The organism is Niveispirillum irakense DSM 11586, from assembly GCF_000429645.1.
GTDB lineage: Bacteria > Pseudomonadota > Alphaproteobacteria > Azospirillales > Azospirillaceae > Niveispirillum > Niveispirillum irakense.
In genome coordinates this window covers 123,110-139,367 of the sequence record NZ_AUCG01000023.1, presented here as the reverse complement: position 1 = coordinate 139,367, position 16,258 = coordinate 123,110, and the positions used below count along the sequence as shown (strand labels likewise).

Annotated in this window: 13 protein-coding genes; 10 read left to right on the top strand and 3 right to left on the bottom strand. The window is 58.7% G+C overall.

The window, feature by feature from the left end:
• Together G473_RS26760 and G473_RS0112925 are read right to left on the bottom strand one after the other, a co-directional pair.
• Complete coding sequence (locus G473_RS26760) at positions 1–327, bottom strand: hypothetical protein (protein WP_154667398.1); 327 nt, start codon at positions 325–327, stop codon at positions 1–3.
• A gap of 304 nt (positions 328–631) precedes the next feature.
• Positions 632–1,126, bottom strand: coding sequence for a helix-turn-helix domain-containing protein (locus tag G473_RS0112925; RefSeq protein ID WP_029013442.1), 495 nt, complete (start codon positions 1,124–1,126; stop codon positions 632–634).
• Positions 1,127–1,316: 190 nt separating this feature from the next.
• Between G473_RS0112925 and G473_RS0112920 the strand changes: the two genes are divergently transcribed.
• The 7 genes from G473_RS0112920 (at position 1,317) to G473_RS26745 (ending at position 12,454) form a co-directional block, all read left to right on the top strand.
• Positions 1,317–1,847 (top strand): sigma-70 family RNA polymerase sigma factor, encoded by a 531-nt coding sequence (locus G473_RS0112920; protein WP_161630986.1) that lies wholly within the window; start codon positions 1,317–1,319, stop codon positions 1,845–1,847.
• A 106-nt stretch (positions 1,848–1,953) separates the two neighbouring features.
• A complete protein-coding gene (locus G473_RS26755) occupies positions 1,954–2,958 on the top strand; it encodes a FecR family protein (protein ID WP_051330241.1) in 1,005 nt (334 codons plus the stop codon).
• Positions 2,959–3,110: 152 nt separating this feature from the next.
• The gene (locus G473_RS0112910; protein WP_161630985.1) at positions 3,111–5,546 is read left to right on the top strand and encodes a TonB-dependent receptor; all 2,436 of its coding nucleotides are present in this window, start codon (positions 3,111–3,113) and stop codon (positions 5,544–5,546) included.
• Positions 5,547–5,591: 45 nt separating this feature from the next.
• Entirely contained in the window at positions 5,592–7,067 is a 1,476-nt protein-coding gene (locus G473_RS26750) for a PepSY-associated TM helix domain-containing protein (protein WP_051330239.1), read from the top strand.
• 472 nt (positions 7,068–7,539) lie between these two features.
• Positions 7,540–8,409: a PI-PLC domain-containing protein gene (locus G473_RS30365; RefSeq protein ID WP_154667397.1), complete on the top strand. Its 870-nt coding sequence runs from the start codon at positions 7,540–7,542 to the stop codon at positions 8,407–8,409.
• A complete protein-coding gene (locus G473_RS30360) occupies positions 8,406–9,770 on the top strand; it encodes a sulfatase-like hydrolase/transferase (RefSeq protein WP_154667396.1) in 1,365 nt (454 codons plus the stop codon). Before G473_RS30365 ends, G473_RS30360 begins: the two co-directional genes overlap by 4 nt.
• A 245-nt stretch (positions 9,771–10,015) precedes the next feature.
• Positions 10,016–12,454, top strand: coding sequence for a glycoside hydrolase family 95 protein (locus tag G473_RS26745; RefSeq protein ID WP_210163317.1), 2,439 nt, complete (start codon positions 10,016–10,018; stop codon positions 12,452–12,454).
• 38 nt (positions 12,455–12,492) lie between these two features.
• Here G473_RS26745 and G473_RS0112880 read toward each other — a convergent pair whose 3' ends face one another.
• The gene (locus G473_RS0112880) at positions 12,493–13,284 is read right to left on the bottom strand and encodes an IclR family transcriptional regulator (RefSeq protein ID WP_029013439.1); all 792 of its coding nucleotides are present in this window, start codon (positions 13,282–13,284) and stop codon (positions 12,493–12,495) included.
• A gap of 250 nt (positions 13,285–13,534) precedes the next feature.
• Between G473_RS0112880 and fucP the strand changes: the two genes are divergently transcribed.
• The 3 genes from fucP to G473_RS0112865 are packed head-to-tail and all read left to right on the top strand — an operon-like array spanning position 13,535 to position 16,241.
• Entirely contained in the window at positions 13,535–14,848 is a 1,314-nt protein-coding gene (fucP, locus tag G473_RS0112875; RefSeq protein WP_029013438.1) for an L-fucose:H+ symporter permease, read from the top strand.
• Positions 14,845–15,210, top strand: a complete 366-nt coding sequence (locus tag G473_RS0112870; RefSeq protein ID WP_029013437.1) for an L-rhamnose mutarotase — start codon at positions 14,845–14,847, stop codon at positions 15,208–15,210. Before fucP ends, G473_RS0112870 begins: the two co-directional genes overlap by 4 nt.
• Positions 15,207–16,241 (top strand): aldo/keto reductase, encoded by a 1,035-nt coding sequence (locus G473_RS0112865; RefSeq protein WP_029013436.1) that lies wholly within the window; start codon positions 15,207–15,209, stop codon positions 16,239–16,241. Before G473_RS0112870 ends, G473_RS0112865 begins: the two co-directional genes overlap by 4 nt.
• Positions 16,242–16,258 lie beyond the last annotated feature (17 nt).

The window sequence follows — 16,258 nt, the reverse complement described above, 5'->3', positions numbered from 1 at the left end:
TCAAGGTCCCGCTTCAATGGTGAAGGCATTGCGCCCCAGGCGCAGATTGACGGATTTCAGCCGGTCCACACGGGCCCGATGGGTACCGGGGGTGGCGTAATTGGCGAAGATCAGCGCCGCCACGCCGTCCTCATCTTTTGAGGTGAGATCGTAGGTGATGGTTCGGCGAGGCACCAATTCGAACGATTTCACCCGCACGCCCGTGGGATAGGCGAGCGTCAGTTGCCCCTTGTCCCGGAACCACTGACCCGCTGAGAGATTGACGATACCGGCCAGCGCTTCCCCATCCATGATGAAGACAAGGTCGACGGCGACGGGGGAATCCATATTCGCTTCCGGCGCCGCGGCCATCTGCACCCGCACCGTGTCGATACGGGGCAGATCAGACCCACAGCCCGGCAAGAACAACAACGCCGCCGCAACAACAAGTCGCGCCCAGGCGTGATGATCGCCAGTAACCAGCCGCACAGTTCCCCACAAGCAAGTTTTAAGACTTGCACCGCCTCAGGACGAACGCGGAGGGATAGTAACCCGTTAGCCGAGCAAAATACTACCTTAAATGCCTATGCAGGGTGGCAACGGCCGGCAGGCCATAGCCCAACCGCCATAGAAGATTGCGCAGATATGCGCCTCAAGACGGTTTAGACCCTTTGGAGAGGGCTTTAAGGGCATCCAGGATGCGTTTGCCCATGCTTTTGGCTTCAGCCTTCACCGTCTCTACCAGGCGTTTCTCCATTCCCGCCAGGCGGTCAGCCTGCGCCTGCTGTTCGGCAACAATCCCATCCAACCGGCGGAACAATTCCGCCTCCACCGCCGAATCGGGGACAACAGGAGAAGATATCGGAGCGCTGAAATTGGCCGGTGCGCGAAGGGCGGGGCGTACCATTGCAGGCGGAGGTGCATAGGGGGCAGAGACCAGATCGGCCTCCATCTCCATCCAGTCCATGACGGTGGAATAAGAAACGCCCAACGCATCGGAAATACGACGATAACTCCAGCCCTGCTTGCGCAGGCGGAAGGCGAGGGTTTGCTTGCGCGACATGGATAAGCGCGCGTCAAGATGCGGCGCCGGCGCGTCCGGCAGGCCGGCAACGATGGTAATGTTGCCATTCGTCCTTTCTGCCATCAGCCTTTCCCCTGCCGCCGTGCGTTTATCCTATCAGACTATCATTGCGTGTATGAGCCCTATTGCAAAATCGGCACGGAATCTTTCCCAGCCGCCTGTTGCGGCGGCGGCGGGTTTGAATTAAAAGCAATTGAGAATACATCGCAACTACCATCCGTCGCCAGGGACCATGTCATGATGCCGGCTGGGTGTGAAAGCCTGCCTCCCCGTGCCGCCTGAACTGAAATCAATCCTGCTTTATAAAGATCATCGCGCCGCTCTTGTGGATTATGCCAATGGCATTGTCCGCAACCGGGCCCGCGCCGAAGATGTGGTGCAGGATGCCTGGGAGCGGCTGCAGGCCGTTGAACGGGGCCAGCCCCTGACAGAACCGCTGCGCTATTTCTATCGCATTGTGCGCAATCTCGCATTGGATGGCCAGCGCGCCTGGAAGCGCGAAATCCTGCGGAGCGGTGGGGAAATCGGCGATCTGGCGGAAATGGTCGCCGATGACAATCCCACGGCAGAAGCCGGCATGGCAGCACGGGAGGAACTGCACATCGTGCTTTCCAGCCTTGAAGAACTGCCCGAGCGCAGCCGGCTTGCCTTGCACCTGCACACGATCGAAGGGCTGAAGCTGCGTGAAGTCGCCGAGCGGTTGGGCCTTTCCGTCTCCTTCACGCATCAACTGATCGCAGAAGCCAAACTTCATTGCATCAAGCGGCTGTCAGGGCGGCCGTGAAACCTGTGCGTCGAAAAAATACCGAAAAATACAACCACCGTATCGTCAAATGGATGGGACGGCCTTCATCCTGTCCATTTTCCGTCCAACCGGTCACGGAGGCCCTATGACCAGATCACCGGGAGAAGACGACGACCAGCCCGTCCAGGCCGGGGGCGATGACGAGGCGGCAACATGGGACAAAGCCCTGTGCGCAGCGGTTGATTGGGGCATTCTGCTGGATGATGCCCCGGAAGACATGGCCTTGCGGGACCAGTTCCAGATATGGCTGGCTGCCGATCCCCAGCATCGCGCAGCCTGGGCAGAAGCGTCGCGGGTATCCAGCCTGATTGTCCAGACCAAAGGGATAAGGCCGCTCCCCCCCGCACGGGCCGCAAACAAAATCGGGCTGCGGCCCGGTCGCCGTACCGTGGCCGCCCTGGCAGCCGCTATCGCGCTGGCATGGCTGGCAGGGCCGGCAGTAATGGTAAGGGCAACATCCGATCATCGCACGGGGGATGGCGAACAGCGGCTTGTCACGCTGGATGATGGCAGCCAGATCCGGCTTGCTCCCGCCAGTGCCATCAAGGTGGATTATGCGGATGACCAGCGCATGGTCGCCCTGCTGACCGGGGAAGCATATTTTGATGTCGCCCGTGATCCCGCCCGCCCCTTCCAGGTGGCGGCCGGCACGGCGACTGTAACCGTGCTGGGTACCGGGTTCGATATCCGCCTTGGCAGTAAGGAGCGGGCGGAGATTGCCGTGCATCATGGCATTGTGCAGGTGAAAGCCATTGGAGAACCGGCGGGAGTGGTTCTAACGGCGGGCCAGTGGACCCGGATAATGCCGGATGGTGCAGCCGAACAGGGCGAAATATCGCCTGACATGGTTGGCAGTTGGACCGACCGGCGCCTCACCGCTGTTGACCGCCCCTTGTCAGAAGTAGTCGGGGACCTTCGCCGCTATTATGGCGGGCAGGTCCTTCTTACCGATGCCACGTTGGGTGCACGCACTGTTACAGGCATCTTTGACATGACAGATCCCCTGGCGGCGGCGCGCCTGATCGTACAGCCCCATGGTGGCGTCGTTCGCCAGATCACGCCATGGCTTATGGTGATATCGAAATCATAATTATCTGAATTATCTACGTTTTTAATTTTTATCAACCCGCCCAACTTTTTTACCGAAAAGGGGGCTGGCCCGTTCGTCTAACCCAAGAGCGCTTTTAATGCGAGGCATTAGCAAGCGCAATTGCGATTGGATGATGGGAGAGAATGGTGATCATGGCGCGCAAGTGGAGTGCAGGCAGCGCACAAAGACGGGTGATGGGGGCGGTCCTTCTGGCTACCGTGGCCACAGGCCCGATCATGGTGGCAGCAACCGTTCCCGCTTTGGCACAGTCAGAAGCAGGCCGCACCTTCACCATCCCGGCCCAGCCTCTGGCTGATGCGCTTGTGCTGTTCGGCGCGCAATCGGGTTATCAGGTCACGGTGGACGGTGCGACGATCCGGGGGGTGCGTACCTCTGGCGTCAGCGGCACGCTTTCCCCGGCCCAAGCCTTGAGCCAGTTGCTGACCGGGACCGGTTTCACTTCCCGCATCACCGGCAATGTGGTCACGATTGTGCCCGCCCCCCAATCCGTAGATGGCGCTATCCTGACGGGCCCGTTGCGGGTGGAGGAGACGATACCCACCATGCCGGCCCAGGTGGAGATCGGCAATCTGTCCCCTGCTTATGCTGGTGGGCAGGTGGCACGCGGCGGCAAGGTTGGGTTGCTGGGCAGCCGCGACAATCTGGATACGCCCTTCAACGTCACCCAATATACGTCGCAATTCATTGAGGATCAGCAGGCCCAGAATCTGGGTGATGTCCTGTCCAGCGATCCGTCGATCCGCAATACCTACTCCCGCGGATCGGGCCGGGACGAGTTCAATGTCCGTGGCTTCACCCTGTTCAACTATGATGTCTCCTTCAACGGGCTTTATGGCCTGTCACCCCGCAATTCCAGCGCCATGATCGGGGTAGAACGGGTGGAGGTGCTGCGGGGGCCCAATGCGCTGCTGAACGGGATGGCGCCATCCGGCTCCATCGGGGGGGCCATCAATCTGGTGCCCAAGCGGGCGGAAGCCGAGCCGATCAACCGGTTGACTGCCTCTTATGTCAGTGACAGCCAGTTTGGCCTGCATGCCGATGTTGGCCGTCGTTTCGGGGAAGCGCAGCAGGTGGGCGTGCGCCTGAACGCGCTCTATCGCGATGGTGACACCGCCCCCAAGAACAGCCGTGAGGATCTGAAAGCCACAGCCTTGGGACTGGATTATCAAGGTGAACGGTTCCGCCTGGAAGCGGATGCCAATTACCAATATCGCGACACCAATGCCCGCAGCGGCTTGCTGTTCCCGCCTGGTGCCGGCACCGCCATTCCGCGCGCACCCGACACCAATGGCAATTTCTTCCCCGACTGGACCTATTGGCAGACGGATGAATTGTCCGGCATGGTGCGAGGGGAGTTCGATTTTTCGCCCAACTGGACCGGCTTTGCCGCCGTCGGCGCCCGCTCCTATGATTTTGAAAGCGTACAGACAAGCTGGCTGATGATCGACGGGGCCGGCACGATCGGCGCGATACCGGCCCGGCTGAACGAATATATGGACAGCCTGACCGCCGAAGCCGGCATACGTGGCCAGTTCGCCACCGGTATGTTGTTCCATCGCCCTGTGCTGAGCACCAGCGTGCTGGATCAGGATTCCGGCCAGATGCGGGTGCGTGGCAGCACCATCTTCTCCAACCTGTATAAGCCGGTGCGGATCGCCCAGCCCTCCCTGGTCGCCATCACCCATATTCCCAAGGTGGGAACGACCGACATATCCAGCATCGCCCTGGCTGATACCATCGCCACGGCGAATGACGAGGTGCAACTGACCATCGGCCTGCGGCACCAGAAGGTGGAAACCGCGACTTTCGATGGGGTGTCGGGCGCACGCACGGCGCATTACGATAAATCCGCCACCACCCCCAGCGTAGCGCTGACCGTCCGCCCGATGGAATATCTGGCGGTTTACGGTAATTATATCGAGGGGTTGAGCCAGGGACCAACGGCGCCATCCACGGCCACCAATGCCGGGCAGGTCTTCGCCCCCTTCACCACCAAGCAATATGAGATCGGCGCCAAGATTGACCTGGATGGTTTCGGCGCCACGCTGGCCCTGTTCCAGATCGACCGGCCCAGTTCCTTCGTCGACCCCTCGACCCTGATTTTCGATGTCGATGGCAACCAGCGCAACCGGGGCATCGAACTCAGTGTCCATGGCGAGGTGACGGAAGGCGTGCGCCTGCTGGGCGGCATCGCCCTGACAAATGGCGAGTTGACCGAAACGGCCGGCGGCACCAATGACGGCAACACGGCCCCGGCCGTACCGAAGCGTCAGTTCAACCTGACGGGGGAATGGGATACGCCCTTCATCCCCGGCCTGACGCTGAACAGCAGCCTCATCCATACCAGTTCCCAATTCGTAGATGTCGGCAATACACAGAAGATCGGCAACTGGACGCGCTGGGATCTGGGCGTGCGCTATGCCTTCCTGGCCGGCGATCACCCACTGACCCTGCGCGGCACGGTGGAGAACGTGCTGAACAAGGATTATTGGCTATCCGCCGCGCGTGAGGGGCTGACAGTCGGGGCGCCCCGCACCGTGCTGGTCTCCATCACCGCCGATTTCTAAGGCCCGGTCTATGGCCTGTCGAAGCATCTGCAAGCGGGGCTGCCCATGAAGGGCAGCTTGCGCCAATCCATGGCCTGGCTGCACGGTTGGGCGGGGCTGGTCTTCGGCTGGCTGATGTTCATCGTGTTCCTGTTCGGGACCGCTTCTTTCTTCAATCCGGAGATTTCCGGCTGGATGCGGCCCGAACTGCGGCCCGGACCAGTATCGGATACCGCCCTGGTCCGGACCTTTGAACATCTGGCGACCCACGCCCCGGCCAGCGGCCCCTGGACCCTGACCCTGCCAGCAGCGCGGGGTGGGGAACCCGTGTCTGTCGGCTGGAAGGGGGGTGAGGTGCATTTCCAGCCGGCGGACGGCGCCCCTGTCATGCCACGGCAGACGCGGGGCGGCGCCTTCCTCTTCAGCTTCCATTATAATCTCTATTATATACCCTGGTTGCTGGCCCGTTATCTGGTCGGGCTTGCTTCACTTGGCATGCTGGCGGCCCTGGTATCAGGCCTGATCATCCATAAACGGATCTTTGCGGATTTCTTCACCTTGCGGCTGGGCAAGGGGCCGCGTTCCTGGCTGGACGGTCATAATGTCTCCTCCGTCCTGGCGCTGCCCTTCCATGTGATGATCACCTATACCGGGCTGGTAACGCTGATGTTTACCCTGATGCCCTGGGGGATCAGTGCCAATTTCCCCGACCGCGCCAGCTTCACCGCCGCCATCCGCCCGGCACCCGTGCGGGGGGAGATCATAGCAACCCCGTCGCCGATGCTGCCCCTGCCCGCCCTGCTGCAACAGGCGAAAACCGCGTCCGGCGGGCTGACACCGACATACCTCATTCTGCATGATCCCGGCACAGTCTCGGCCATGGCCGAAGTACATTTCCATGTCGACCGACTGGGTGGCCGATACAACCCACTCTATTTCAGCGCTGTCACGGGGCAGCCCCTGCTCGCCCCTTTTTCGCCGGGGCCGGCACTCGCCACCTATGGGGTGATGACCGACCTGCATACCGGCCGCTTCGCCGCACCGCTGCTGCGCTGGCTTTATTTCCTGTCCGGCGTGGCCGGAACCGCCATGGTGGCGACGGGCCTGATCCTCTGGATCGCCAAAAGGCAGCGTCATTCGGCAACCCCCAGGGCGCACCATCTGGTGGAAAGACTGAATATCGGCATCATCGTCGGGGGGCTCGGCGCCCTTGCCGTGTATTTCCTGGCCAACAGGCTGTTGCCACTGGGCATGGCGCACCGGGCGGAATGGGAGATCAACAGCCTGTTCATCGCCTGGGGCGCCCTGCTGGCCTGGGCCGGCGCGCGGCCCCCGCGCAAAGCCTGGGTAGAACTGCTGGCCGGAACCGCCCTGCTCTACACCCTCGTGCCGGTGATAAACCTGCTGACAACATCGCGCGGACTGCATCGCAGCCTGATGGAAGGTGACTGGGTTTTTGCGGGGTTTGATCTGATGATGCTGGCGCTGGCGGCGATTTTTGCAGCCAGCGCCAGAAGGCTGATCAAGCGAAGAGAGAGCTGACCTGCATGTCCTGATATATGTGGAAGCTGATCCCTGCTTCCGGCAACCGCCCTCAGGTTCTGCAGGACCGCTATCGTCCTCAGCTTTTTAAAAAGTCATAAAGCATCGAAAGGAAACTAGGTTATCCCGTCGCTCCGACATGGGTCTTAAGAGGTTAAAAATCCAATTATTTGAAGAGCTTGATAATATGGGATTATGCTGGCGGGTAATTGGCGGGCAGCTTAAAAAGGCCTTGCTGTATTGATATAAGCTATGCAATAGCTGTGTTCTGCCCATTGGATGGTCTGCTGACATTCAGGCTCACTGCATTCCTTATGTAAAGCCGCAAAGTCAAGTGGGTTGAATTTCCCAATCGGCATTATGAATGTATTGGCGGTGTATAAACCGTCTTTCTCCGAGTTAGGTGAATGCACTTTGGTAGTTATTTTATCGGATTTTAATTTTTACAACCTGCTAAAATTGAGAATAGAATATGCATTACACAAATATTTTAAAAAATGCTCTTATGATGATTTTTTTAGCAATGGGTATGCTTATTGTTTCTTATTATACCGGCCTCTATAATTGGATAGATATAAACCTCTTTAATGAAAGAGGAAAAGATATGACTGGCGATTATCTATTTCATGAAGATTGGTCAAGTATATCTTTAATAAAAGATCAATTTGATTATTCCTGGCTAGCAGAAAATAGCACCCCAACTTTGATTGCACATGCCTTAGGAGCATCTGATTCTAAACGCCAGAACACCTTGCCAGAGATGAGGGAATCTTTGTCTAAAGGGTTGAGGCTAATGGAAGTCGATTTGTGGCTCGACCATGACAAAATCATTCGCTGCCATCATGGGCCCGATCTTCCCCGCCCCCTTCAAGATAGCGACTGCACCTTCGAAAAGGCGCTTAAATTTGCGTCTGAGAATCAATCATGGCTTATTTTGGACATAAAAACAGATTTTTCAATTACAAGCCGAGAAATATTGCAAAAAATCAGCAACGAAGATTCTAGTCGTATTATTTTCCAGCTATACAAGCCAAACCACATTCAATTATTTAAAGAATGGCTTAAGGAGAAAAAATTAGCAGGACCAATCATCACTGTTTATATGGCTAAACGTTCTGTAAGCCATATTCAACGAAGCCTGATTGGATCTGGATTTAAGGCCCTAACGGTCCCTTCGTATAGATTACCTGCAATCGATCACAATGAAGGAAATGGAATAAAAATATTTACTCACCCCACTATTGGATGTAAATATTTTCTTGAGCAGATAGCTTACGGTGCGACTGGCTTTTATGTTTCAAGTGAAGTAACGCCAAAAATACAATCTGGGTGTATCCAATGATTTTGTTACGTGATTACTGGAAACGTCTTTCGATGAATTTTTTGGCAGTTTGCTTTGCAAACGCCCCATTTTGGATTATTGGCGGAGTGGTTTTTATAAACAGACCGCTTTTTAGTTATGAAACAATCATTGCATTGATAGTATCAATTTTCAACAAGCCTATTGGCTTTTTTCTAATTTTAGCGGCATGGATTGTTGATGGCCTAGTATCACAATCACTGACTTATCAGTTTCTGACGCCCAACGAATTTCTACAAAGCGCTCGCTTTTCTGGCAATATAGATTGGCAGAGTTTTATCACTTACTGGCACGTCATAGGGATGATGGTTTTCTTAATATTCTTATGTTTTTTGTATACCACTTCCAGACGTATATCGAATTCGGCAAAATCAGTCGCTGATCTGATTATTATTGGTATATTTCTTTTCGTGTTTGATGCTACCAATGGCGCTTCAGATATATGGCGCAGAGATAAGATGATTATGCCGGTGAACATCGCTGGCAGTCCTGCATTTAATTTAGCCAGGAGTTCATTAAGATCGCCGGAAAAACACATGCTGCGACAGATTGTGAGCGACCAATCCATATCAAAGAAATTTGATATTGTTGCCTGGGCTTCTGCTCATCCAGATCGTTCAATTCTCTTCGTAGTGGTCGAGTCTCTTGGCGTCCCGAAATCAGATGATGCACTACAATTCCTTCAGCAGTACGTTCATATAAATAACTACAATACAAATTTCTATCAAATTGAATTTCGAGGGGCTACTACAAACGGTGAGCTGAGGTCATTATGCGGCCTAGAAGGGTCGTACAAAGCAATGACTGATTCTACTGGCAAAAACTGCCTGCCTGCGCAGCTTGCGAGATTGGGGTGGCATACCAGCGGATTTCATGGCTTCTCAAAACAAATGTTTGATCGTCAATCGTGGTGGCCCAAAATTGGAGTCGATCAGCTTTTCTTTATAGAAAATCAAGAAGTAGCAAGCTTGAATCGGTGTGGAAATGTTTTCCGCGGCGCTTGTGACAAGGACCTGCTGGATGTGGCGGTTTCCCATATTTCGTCACCCAAATCTTTTGCGTATGTCCTGACTTTAAACACTCATCTGCCTGTTGTACCTGTTGAGTTGCCAAACACGCTCTCAGAAAGCTGTCATATCCAGGGTCTGCCTGACGGTGCGTGTATGCACATTGCCGCGCTGAAAAATGTGCTGGAGGGAATCGTTACGAGCGCATCGTCGTTGCCCTATCATCCACTTATCGTGATCGTCGGCGATCATGCTCCCCCCTTCTCCGCCATCAGTGAAAGGGACGTTTTTCGGCAGGATGTCGTCCCAGGTTTCGTCCTGGTACCTGAGTTATGACCGGCCCCACGGCGATGAGATCGCGGTCGTCCGTTCTCGTTGCCATCAAGCCCAAAAGGCATCTAAGAGGCTGATTTAAAATAATCTCCAAGCCGAGAACCGCAACACTCCTTTCAGGCGACAAGACAATTTATTTATATTATATATCTTTGAAATGTAGAAAATTTGGAGAGACGCAGGTGGCGTGGCATGTCAGCAGACGGGAATTGCTCAGTACAGGGGCCGGGGCCGCGGCAGGAATGTTTTTGCCTGTCACCGCTGCTGCCGCATCTTCGCAGAACCCGCTTGGCCCCATCCCCTGTGAGCATCTGCTCTGGTACAGCCGCCCCGCCGATATTCCCCTGAACAGTCTGGTGATCGGCAATGGCCGGCTGGGGGCGATGGTGCCCGGGCACCCCCTGCTGGAAACCATCATCCTGAACGAAGATACGCTATGGGCTGGCCAGCCACACGAATGGCGCAAGGAAGGTGGGGTGGAGGCTCTGGCCGCTGTGCGCGCCGCCGCATTTGCCGGCGATTATGCAGAAGCGGACAGGAAGTGCGCCGCGCTGCAGGGGCCTTTCACCCATTCCTACGCCCCCTTGGCCAACCTGCATCTGGAGATGGACCATCAGGGTGAGATCACCGATTACCGGCGGGCCCTGGACCTGGATGAAGCCGTTACCAGTGTCAGCTATAAGATCGACGGTGTGGGCTTCACACGCGAGCTTTTCGCATCCCATCCCGACCAGTTGATTATTCTGCGGCTGACGGCGGATCAGGCGGGCGCCCTGTCAATCAGGCTGCGGCTGGACAGCCTGTTGCGCTTCACTGTGGCCCCGGACAATGCCGGCATCACGCTGACCGGCAAGGCACCGACACGCTGTGCGCCCTCCTACCGTCGTCAGGTGTTGAACCCGGTCGTCTATTCGGACGAGGAGGGTAAAGGCATGCGCTTTGCCACGCGGCTGGAAATCCTGTCCACCGATGGCAAAATCGATATAGACGGGCAGTCATTACGGGTGTCGGGAGCAGGTGAACTGGTGATGGCCATTGCCGCCAGCACTGGCTTCCGGGGCTATGACAAGGCACCCGACACGCCGCTGGCGCAAATATTGTCAGACACCCTGAAACCACTGGCAACCGCAAGGGGGCGCCCCTTTGCCGATCTGCGCCAGACCCACATCCAGGACCATCAAAGCCTTTACCGGCGCCTCTCCCTGCAACTTGCCGCCTCCGGAACCGGCGTCGAACGCCCTACCGACCAACGGCTGACCGGCAACCGGACCAATCCCGATCCGGGTCTTGCGGTGCTGTATCTGAATTTCAGCCGCTATCTGTTGATCGCCAGTTCCCGGCCCGGCACCCAGGCCGCCAATTTGCAGGGGATCTGGAACTGGGAGGTCCGCCCGCCCTGGAGCTGTAATTACACCACCAACATCAATGTGCAGGAAAATTACTGGGGAGCGGAAAGCGGCAATCTGGCCGAGTTGCACAGCCCCCTGATCGACATGATCGAGGGGCTGGCGGAGACGGGCGCCCAAACCGCGCGCATGCTGTATGGGCTGGATGGTTGGTGCGTGCATCACAATAGCGATATCTGGCGCCTCTCCTCCCCCGTCGGGGAGGGGGAGGGTAATCCTAACTGGGCCAATTTCGCCCTGGCCGGCCCCTGGCTTGTGCGCCATGTCTGGGAACATTACCTTTATAGCCAGGATCGCGGCTTCCTGGCCAAACGCGGTTACCGGCTGTTGAAGGGCTGCGCGGAATTCTGTGCCGGCTGGCTGGTCCGTGACCCGCGCACCGGGCTTTTGACGACGGCGCCATCGGTTTCCACGGAAAACCTGTTCACAGGTCCGGACGGGAAAGCCCATGCCGTCAGCCCCGGTTGCACCATGGATCTGGCCATGATCCGGGAAGTCTTCTCCTTCACCATCCAGGCCGCCGCCATTCTGGGCATCGATCAGGATTTCGCAGCCCGCCTGAAGGGGCTGGCCGATCAGATGCCGCCCTATCGCATCGGCCGCCATGGCCAGTTGCAGGAATGGGAACAGGATTTTGTGGAGCATGAGCCGGGCCATCGCCACATCTCCCACCTCTACCCTTTGACCCCTGGCAACGAGATCACCTTGCGCGGCACGCCCGAGCTGGCGAAGGCCGCGCGCATTTCCATGGAGCGACGGCTGGCCGCCGATGGCGGTGCCACCGGATGGGCACGCGCCTGGATCATCCATGTCTTCGCCCGGCTGGAGGATGGCGACAAGGCGCTGGAGAATTTCAACGCGCTTTTGACGATGGGCACATCCCCCGCAATGCTGGACACCCACCCCAGCGGAGCCGGCCCGCTGTTCCAGATCGACGGCAATTTCGCCGGCGGTGCCGGCCTGCTGGAAATGCTGCTGCAAAGTCATGCCGGGGAAATCAACCTGCTGCCTGCCCTGCCAAAAGCATGGGCCGCCGGGGGCCGGATCAATGGCATCCGGGCGCGCGGTGGGCTGATGCTGGACTTCACCTGGACCGATGGCAGGCTGACCACGGCAACCTTGACAGCCACGGCTGATGGTACGCATCTGCTGCGCCTGCCGCCGGGGCAATCGGTCCGCCGCATCACCAAAGGCCGGCGGGCAACGGAGTTCAGCCGGCAAAAAGACCTGTGGCGGGTCAAGCTGGACCAGGGTGGCCGATACGATATCCAGTTCACCTGATGGCGGATAGGGGGCGGGGCACTTCCCCCGCCCCGATATCAAACCCGGTTGTCTGATACCAGCAGGGAACCGGAAATCTCTGCCGCTGCCGCTGACAGATGTTGCAATGCCTGATCCATGGTGCAGACGGGCTGCATCGTCTGCACGAAGGGGATGGTCAGGGCGGCAACGGCGGCTTCGCCCCGCAGGATCGGCGCGGACAGATCCGTCACCCCCTGCACGAAATCGCTGGCCGCTTTGTCGAAACCCCGTTCCCGCACCAGGGTCGCGTGTTTCTGGAATTCGTTGAGTTGCTGGGCGGAAGCGGTGGGCGCCATCTCCGCCAGCCATCGCTCCTGCACCAGCTTTTGCTGGAAGGCGAACAGAACCGCGCCCGACCGGGTCAGCGCCATGGACCGGCGATGGCCGATGCGCACGCTGAAGCCGATCTGCTCGGCGGATTCCATGCGCGCCACCACCACGATATCGCTGCCCGACCGCACCGCCAGATGGCAGGACTGACCGATGGCGGTGGAAAGGTCGCGCATCACCGGCAGGGCGATTTCCAGCATGTTGCGCGTCGGCGCACGCTCCACCCCCAGCGAGAACAGCCGGTCGGTAGGGACATAGCCTTCCCCGCCGGCTGATTGCTGGATGAAGCCGCGATATTCCAGCACCTGCACCATCCGGAACAGCTCACTCATCGACCGGCCCAGCTTCTGGGTCATCATGGAGATGGTGAGGGGCCGGCGTTCCCGCGCCAGCAGTTCCAGAATATCGAGCCCCTTTTCCAACGCGGGTGCGCGGTAACGGCGTTCTTCTTCCGTCGCCCCATCGCCTTGCGCATCCATCAGGGCTGTCTCCTTCGCTTGTTGAATGGTTAGGCTGTAACCTTTCTATCAGTCAGATTGCACAGCTTGTCCAGTTTCATATGTGAAACTAAATGTTCTGGAGGCCCACCTCTATTTTCTCATTTGAAAGCATTTTTATAAATGATATCCAGAAATCATAAAGCGCCACGGCTGGACCGTGGCGGATGCCGTGCCAAGCGGCCGCCACCAAAGCGGTGGACGTAACAATGTCAGGGATAAGGAAACTGCCATGGTCGCCGATACCAGCAGCGCCACCAGACCCGTTGCCGCCCGTCCGCCGCTTGTGGACCGGCGCCATCTGGTCGCCTTCATCTTGGTCACCAGCCTGTTCTTCTCCTGGGCGCTGGCAGCGTCGCTGAATGATGTGCTGATCCGCCAGTTCCAGAAGGCGCTGGATCTCAGCCGGGGCCAGTCCGGGCTGATCCAGTTCGCGTTTTATGTCGGGTATTTCTGCGCCGCCATCCCGGCCGGTCTGCTGATCCGGCGTATCGGCTATAAGAAGGCAATCCTGGCCGGGCTGGGGCTTTATGCTGTTGGTGCCTTCCTGTTTTATCCGGCAGCCTCTATCCAGGCTTACGGGCTGTTCCTGATCGCGCTTTACACCATCGCTTTCGGGCTGGCCTTTCTGGAAACCGCCGCCAACCCCTATGTCATTGTGCTGGGCCGGCCGGAAACCGGGTCGGCGCGGCTGAATCTGGCCCAATCCTTCTATGGGGTTGGGGCCATCCTGGGGCCGGTGATCGGCGGCCTGTTCATCTTCTCCGGTGTAGACCATAGCGCCGACACGCTGGCCGGCATGGATGCGACGGCCCAGGCGGCGTGGCGGGCGTCGGAGGCGGCGGCCGTACAAGGGCCTTATCTGATCATCGGCATCGCGGTCGTGCTGCTGGCCCTGCTGATCGCCCGCACCCCTTTTCCCGCCATGACGGCGCCGGGGGCGACAGACACCGCGCCAGCCGTCGGCAAACGCCCGGCCTTTGCCGCCCTGCGCCATGCCGGCTTGCGGCGGGCGGTGATCGCGCAGTTCTTCTATGTCGGCGCGCAGGTCGGAATCTGGAGCTTCTTTATCGATTTCACCAAGGATGTGATGCCCGGCATGGATGAAAGGACCGTGGCCTTTTTGCTGTCGGGCAGCTTCGCCCTGTTGATGATCGGTCGTTTCAGCGGCGCGATCATCCAGCGGCGGGTGCCACCGGCCAGCCTGCTGGCGCTCTATGCCGGGGCCAACATCCTGCTGTGCCTTGCCGCCACCTTCATGACCGGTGTGCCCGCGGTCGGCGCCCTGTGGCTGACCAGCTTCTTCATGTCCATCATGTTCCCCACCATTTTCGCGCTGGGCCTGCGCGACCTGGGGCCGGACACGGAAATGGGATCGTCCTTCCTGATCATGTCCATCATCGGGGGCGCGCTGGTGCCGCCATTGATGGGCTTGGTTTCTGATCTGGCAGGCGGCATCCATTATGCGATGCCGATCCCGGCGGCCTGCTTTGCCATCTGCCTTGCCTTCGCGCTGCACGCCCGCCGTCAGGGGGATGTGGCATGACAAGGCGGCTCTGTCTCAGCCTCGATCTGGTCGAAGACCGGGATCTGATCACGGAATATGAAAAGCTGCATCAGCCGGGCGGGGTATGGCCGGAAGTGCTGGCCCATATAAGGGCCAGCGGCGTGAAATCCATGCAAATCTGGCGCACCGGCAACCGGATGGTGATGGTCAGCGAGGTGGAGGCCGATTATCCGCGCCCGACCGGTCCGGCCCTGTCCGATGCCGCTGCCCGCTGGGAATCCTTGATGGACAGGTTCCAGCGCCGGCTGCCGGAGGCGGCATCGGGTGAGAAATGGCACCCGATGGACTGCATCTTCGACCTGGGCCAGCATGGCTCTTCCCGATCCACAGGTGTGCAGTGACGCAGATTGCCACGCGCCCCTTGGGGCAAACCGGTCTGTGGGTCAGCGAAATCGGCTTTGGCGGGGCGGCTTTGGGCAATCTCTACCGCCCCCTGTCTGATGAAGATGCCGCCGCAACGCTGGCCACCGCCCTGGATGCCGGGATCGGCTTTGTCGACACGGCGCCCTATTACGGGTTTGGCCTGTCTGAACGTCGGGTTGGTGACGGGATACGGGGGCGGGCCGGGGTGGTGCTGTCCACCAAGGTCGGTCGCCTGCTGACACCAGATCCCACCATCCGCAATGACGGGGAGCGACACGGCTTCCGGTCCCCCCTGCCCTTCACGCCGGTCTATGATTACAGCCATGATGGCATTTTGCGGTCGTGGGAGGCCTCGCTGCACCGGCTGGGGCTGTCCCGGATTGACCTGTTGTTGGTCCATGATATCGGCCGGGTGACCCATGGCGATGCCCATGCCGAACGGTTCGCGCAACTGACGCGCGGCGGCGGCTTCCGCGCGCTGGAACGGTTGAAGAAGGAAGGCGCTATTGCCGGCTATGGCATTGGCGTCAACGAGGTGGAGGCCTGCCTGGAATGCCTGGAGGTGGCACCACTGGACGCCATCTTGCTGGCCGGGCGCTATACATTGCTGGAACAGGGCGCGCTGGACCGGTTGCTGCCGGAATGCAGCCGCCAGGGCACATCGGTGATCATCGGGGGGGCGTTTAATTCCGGCATCCTGGCCAGCGGCACGCATGGCGATACGGTCCCCTATTATAATTATGCGCCGGCCCCGCCGGAGATCATCACGCGGGTCCGCCGGATTGAGCAGGTATGCGCGCGGTATGAGGTGCCGCTGGCCGCCGCTGCCCTGCGCTTCCCCCTGGCGCATCCTTGCGTTGCCAGTGTCATCCCCGGCCTGGACAGCCCGGACCGGGTGCGGGCAATGCTGGCCCTGCACCATCAGACCATTCCGCCCGACTTTTGGGCGGCATTGCGGGAGGGCGGGCTGCTGCATCCCGATGCCCCCGTACCGGCGGTGTCCCCATGAACAGCGACGGCAACCTT

Bases quoted from the DNA above. Each gene is read 5' to 3' on its own strand.
- G473_RS0112880 (WP_029013439.1), bottom strand. From the start codon at position 13,284: ATGGATGCGCAAGGCGATGGGGCGACGGAAGAAGAACGCCGTTACCGC.
- G473_RS26750 (WP_051330239.1), top strand. From the start codon at position 5,592: ATGAAGGGCAGCTTGCGCCAATCCATGGCCTGGCTGCACGGTTGGGCG.
- G473_RS30360 (WP_154667396.1), top strand. From the start codon at position 8,406: ATGATTTTGTTACGTGATTACTGGAAACGTCTTTCGATGAATTTTTTG.
- fucP (WP_029013438.1), top strand. From the start codon at position 13,535: ATGGTCGCCGATACCAGCAGCGCCACCAGACCCGTTGCCGCCCGTCCG.
- G473_RS0112925 (WP_029013442.1), bottom strand. From the start codon at position 1,126: ATGGCAGAAAGGACGAATGGCAACATTACCATCGTTGCCGGCCTGCCG.
- G473_RS0112870 (WP_029013437.1), top strand. From the start codon at position 14,845: ATGACAAGGCGGCTCTGTCTCAGCCTCGATCTGGTCGAAGACCGGGAT.
- G473_RS0112910 (WP_161630985.1), top strand. From the start codon at position 3,111: ATGGCGCGCAAGTGGAGTGCAGGCAGCGCACAAAGACGGGTGATGGGG.
- G473_RS26760 (WP_154667398.1), bottom strand. From the start codon at position 327: ATGGATTCCCCCGTCGCCGTCGACCTTGTCTTCATCATGGATGGGGAA.
- G473_RS30365 (WP_154667397.1), top strand. From the start codon at position 7,540: ATGCATTACACAAATATTTTAAAAAATGCTCTTATGATGATTTTTTTA.
- G473_RS26755 (WP_051330241.1), top strand. From the start codon at position 1,954: ATGACCAGATCACCGGGAGAAGACGACGACCAGCCCGTCCAGGCCGGG.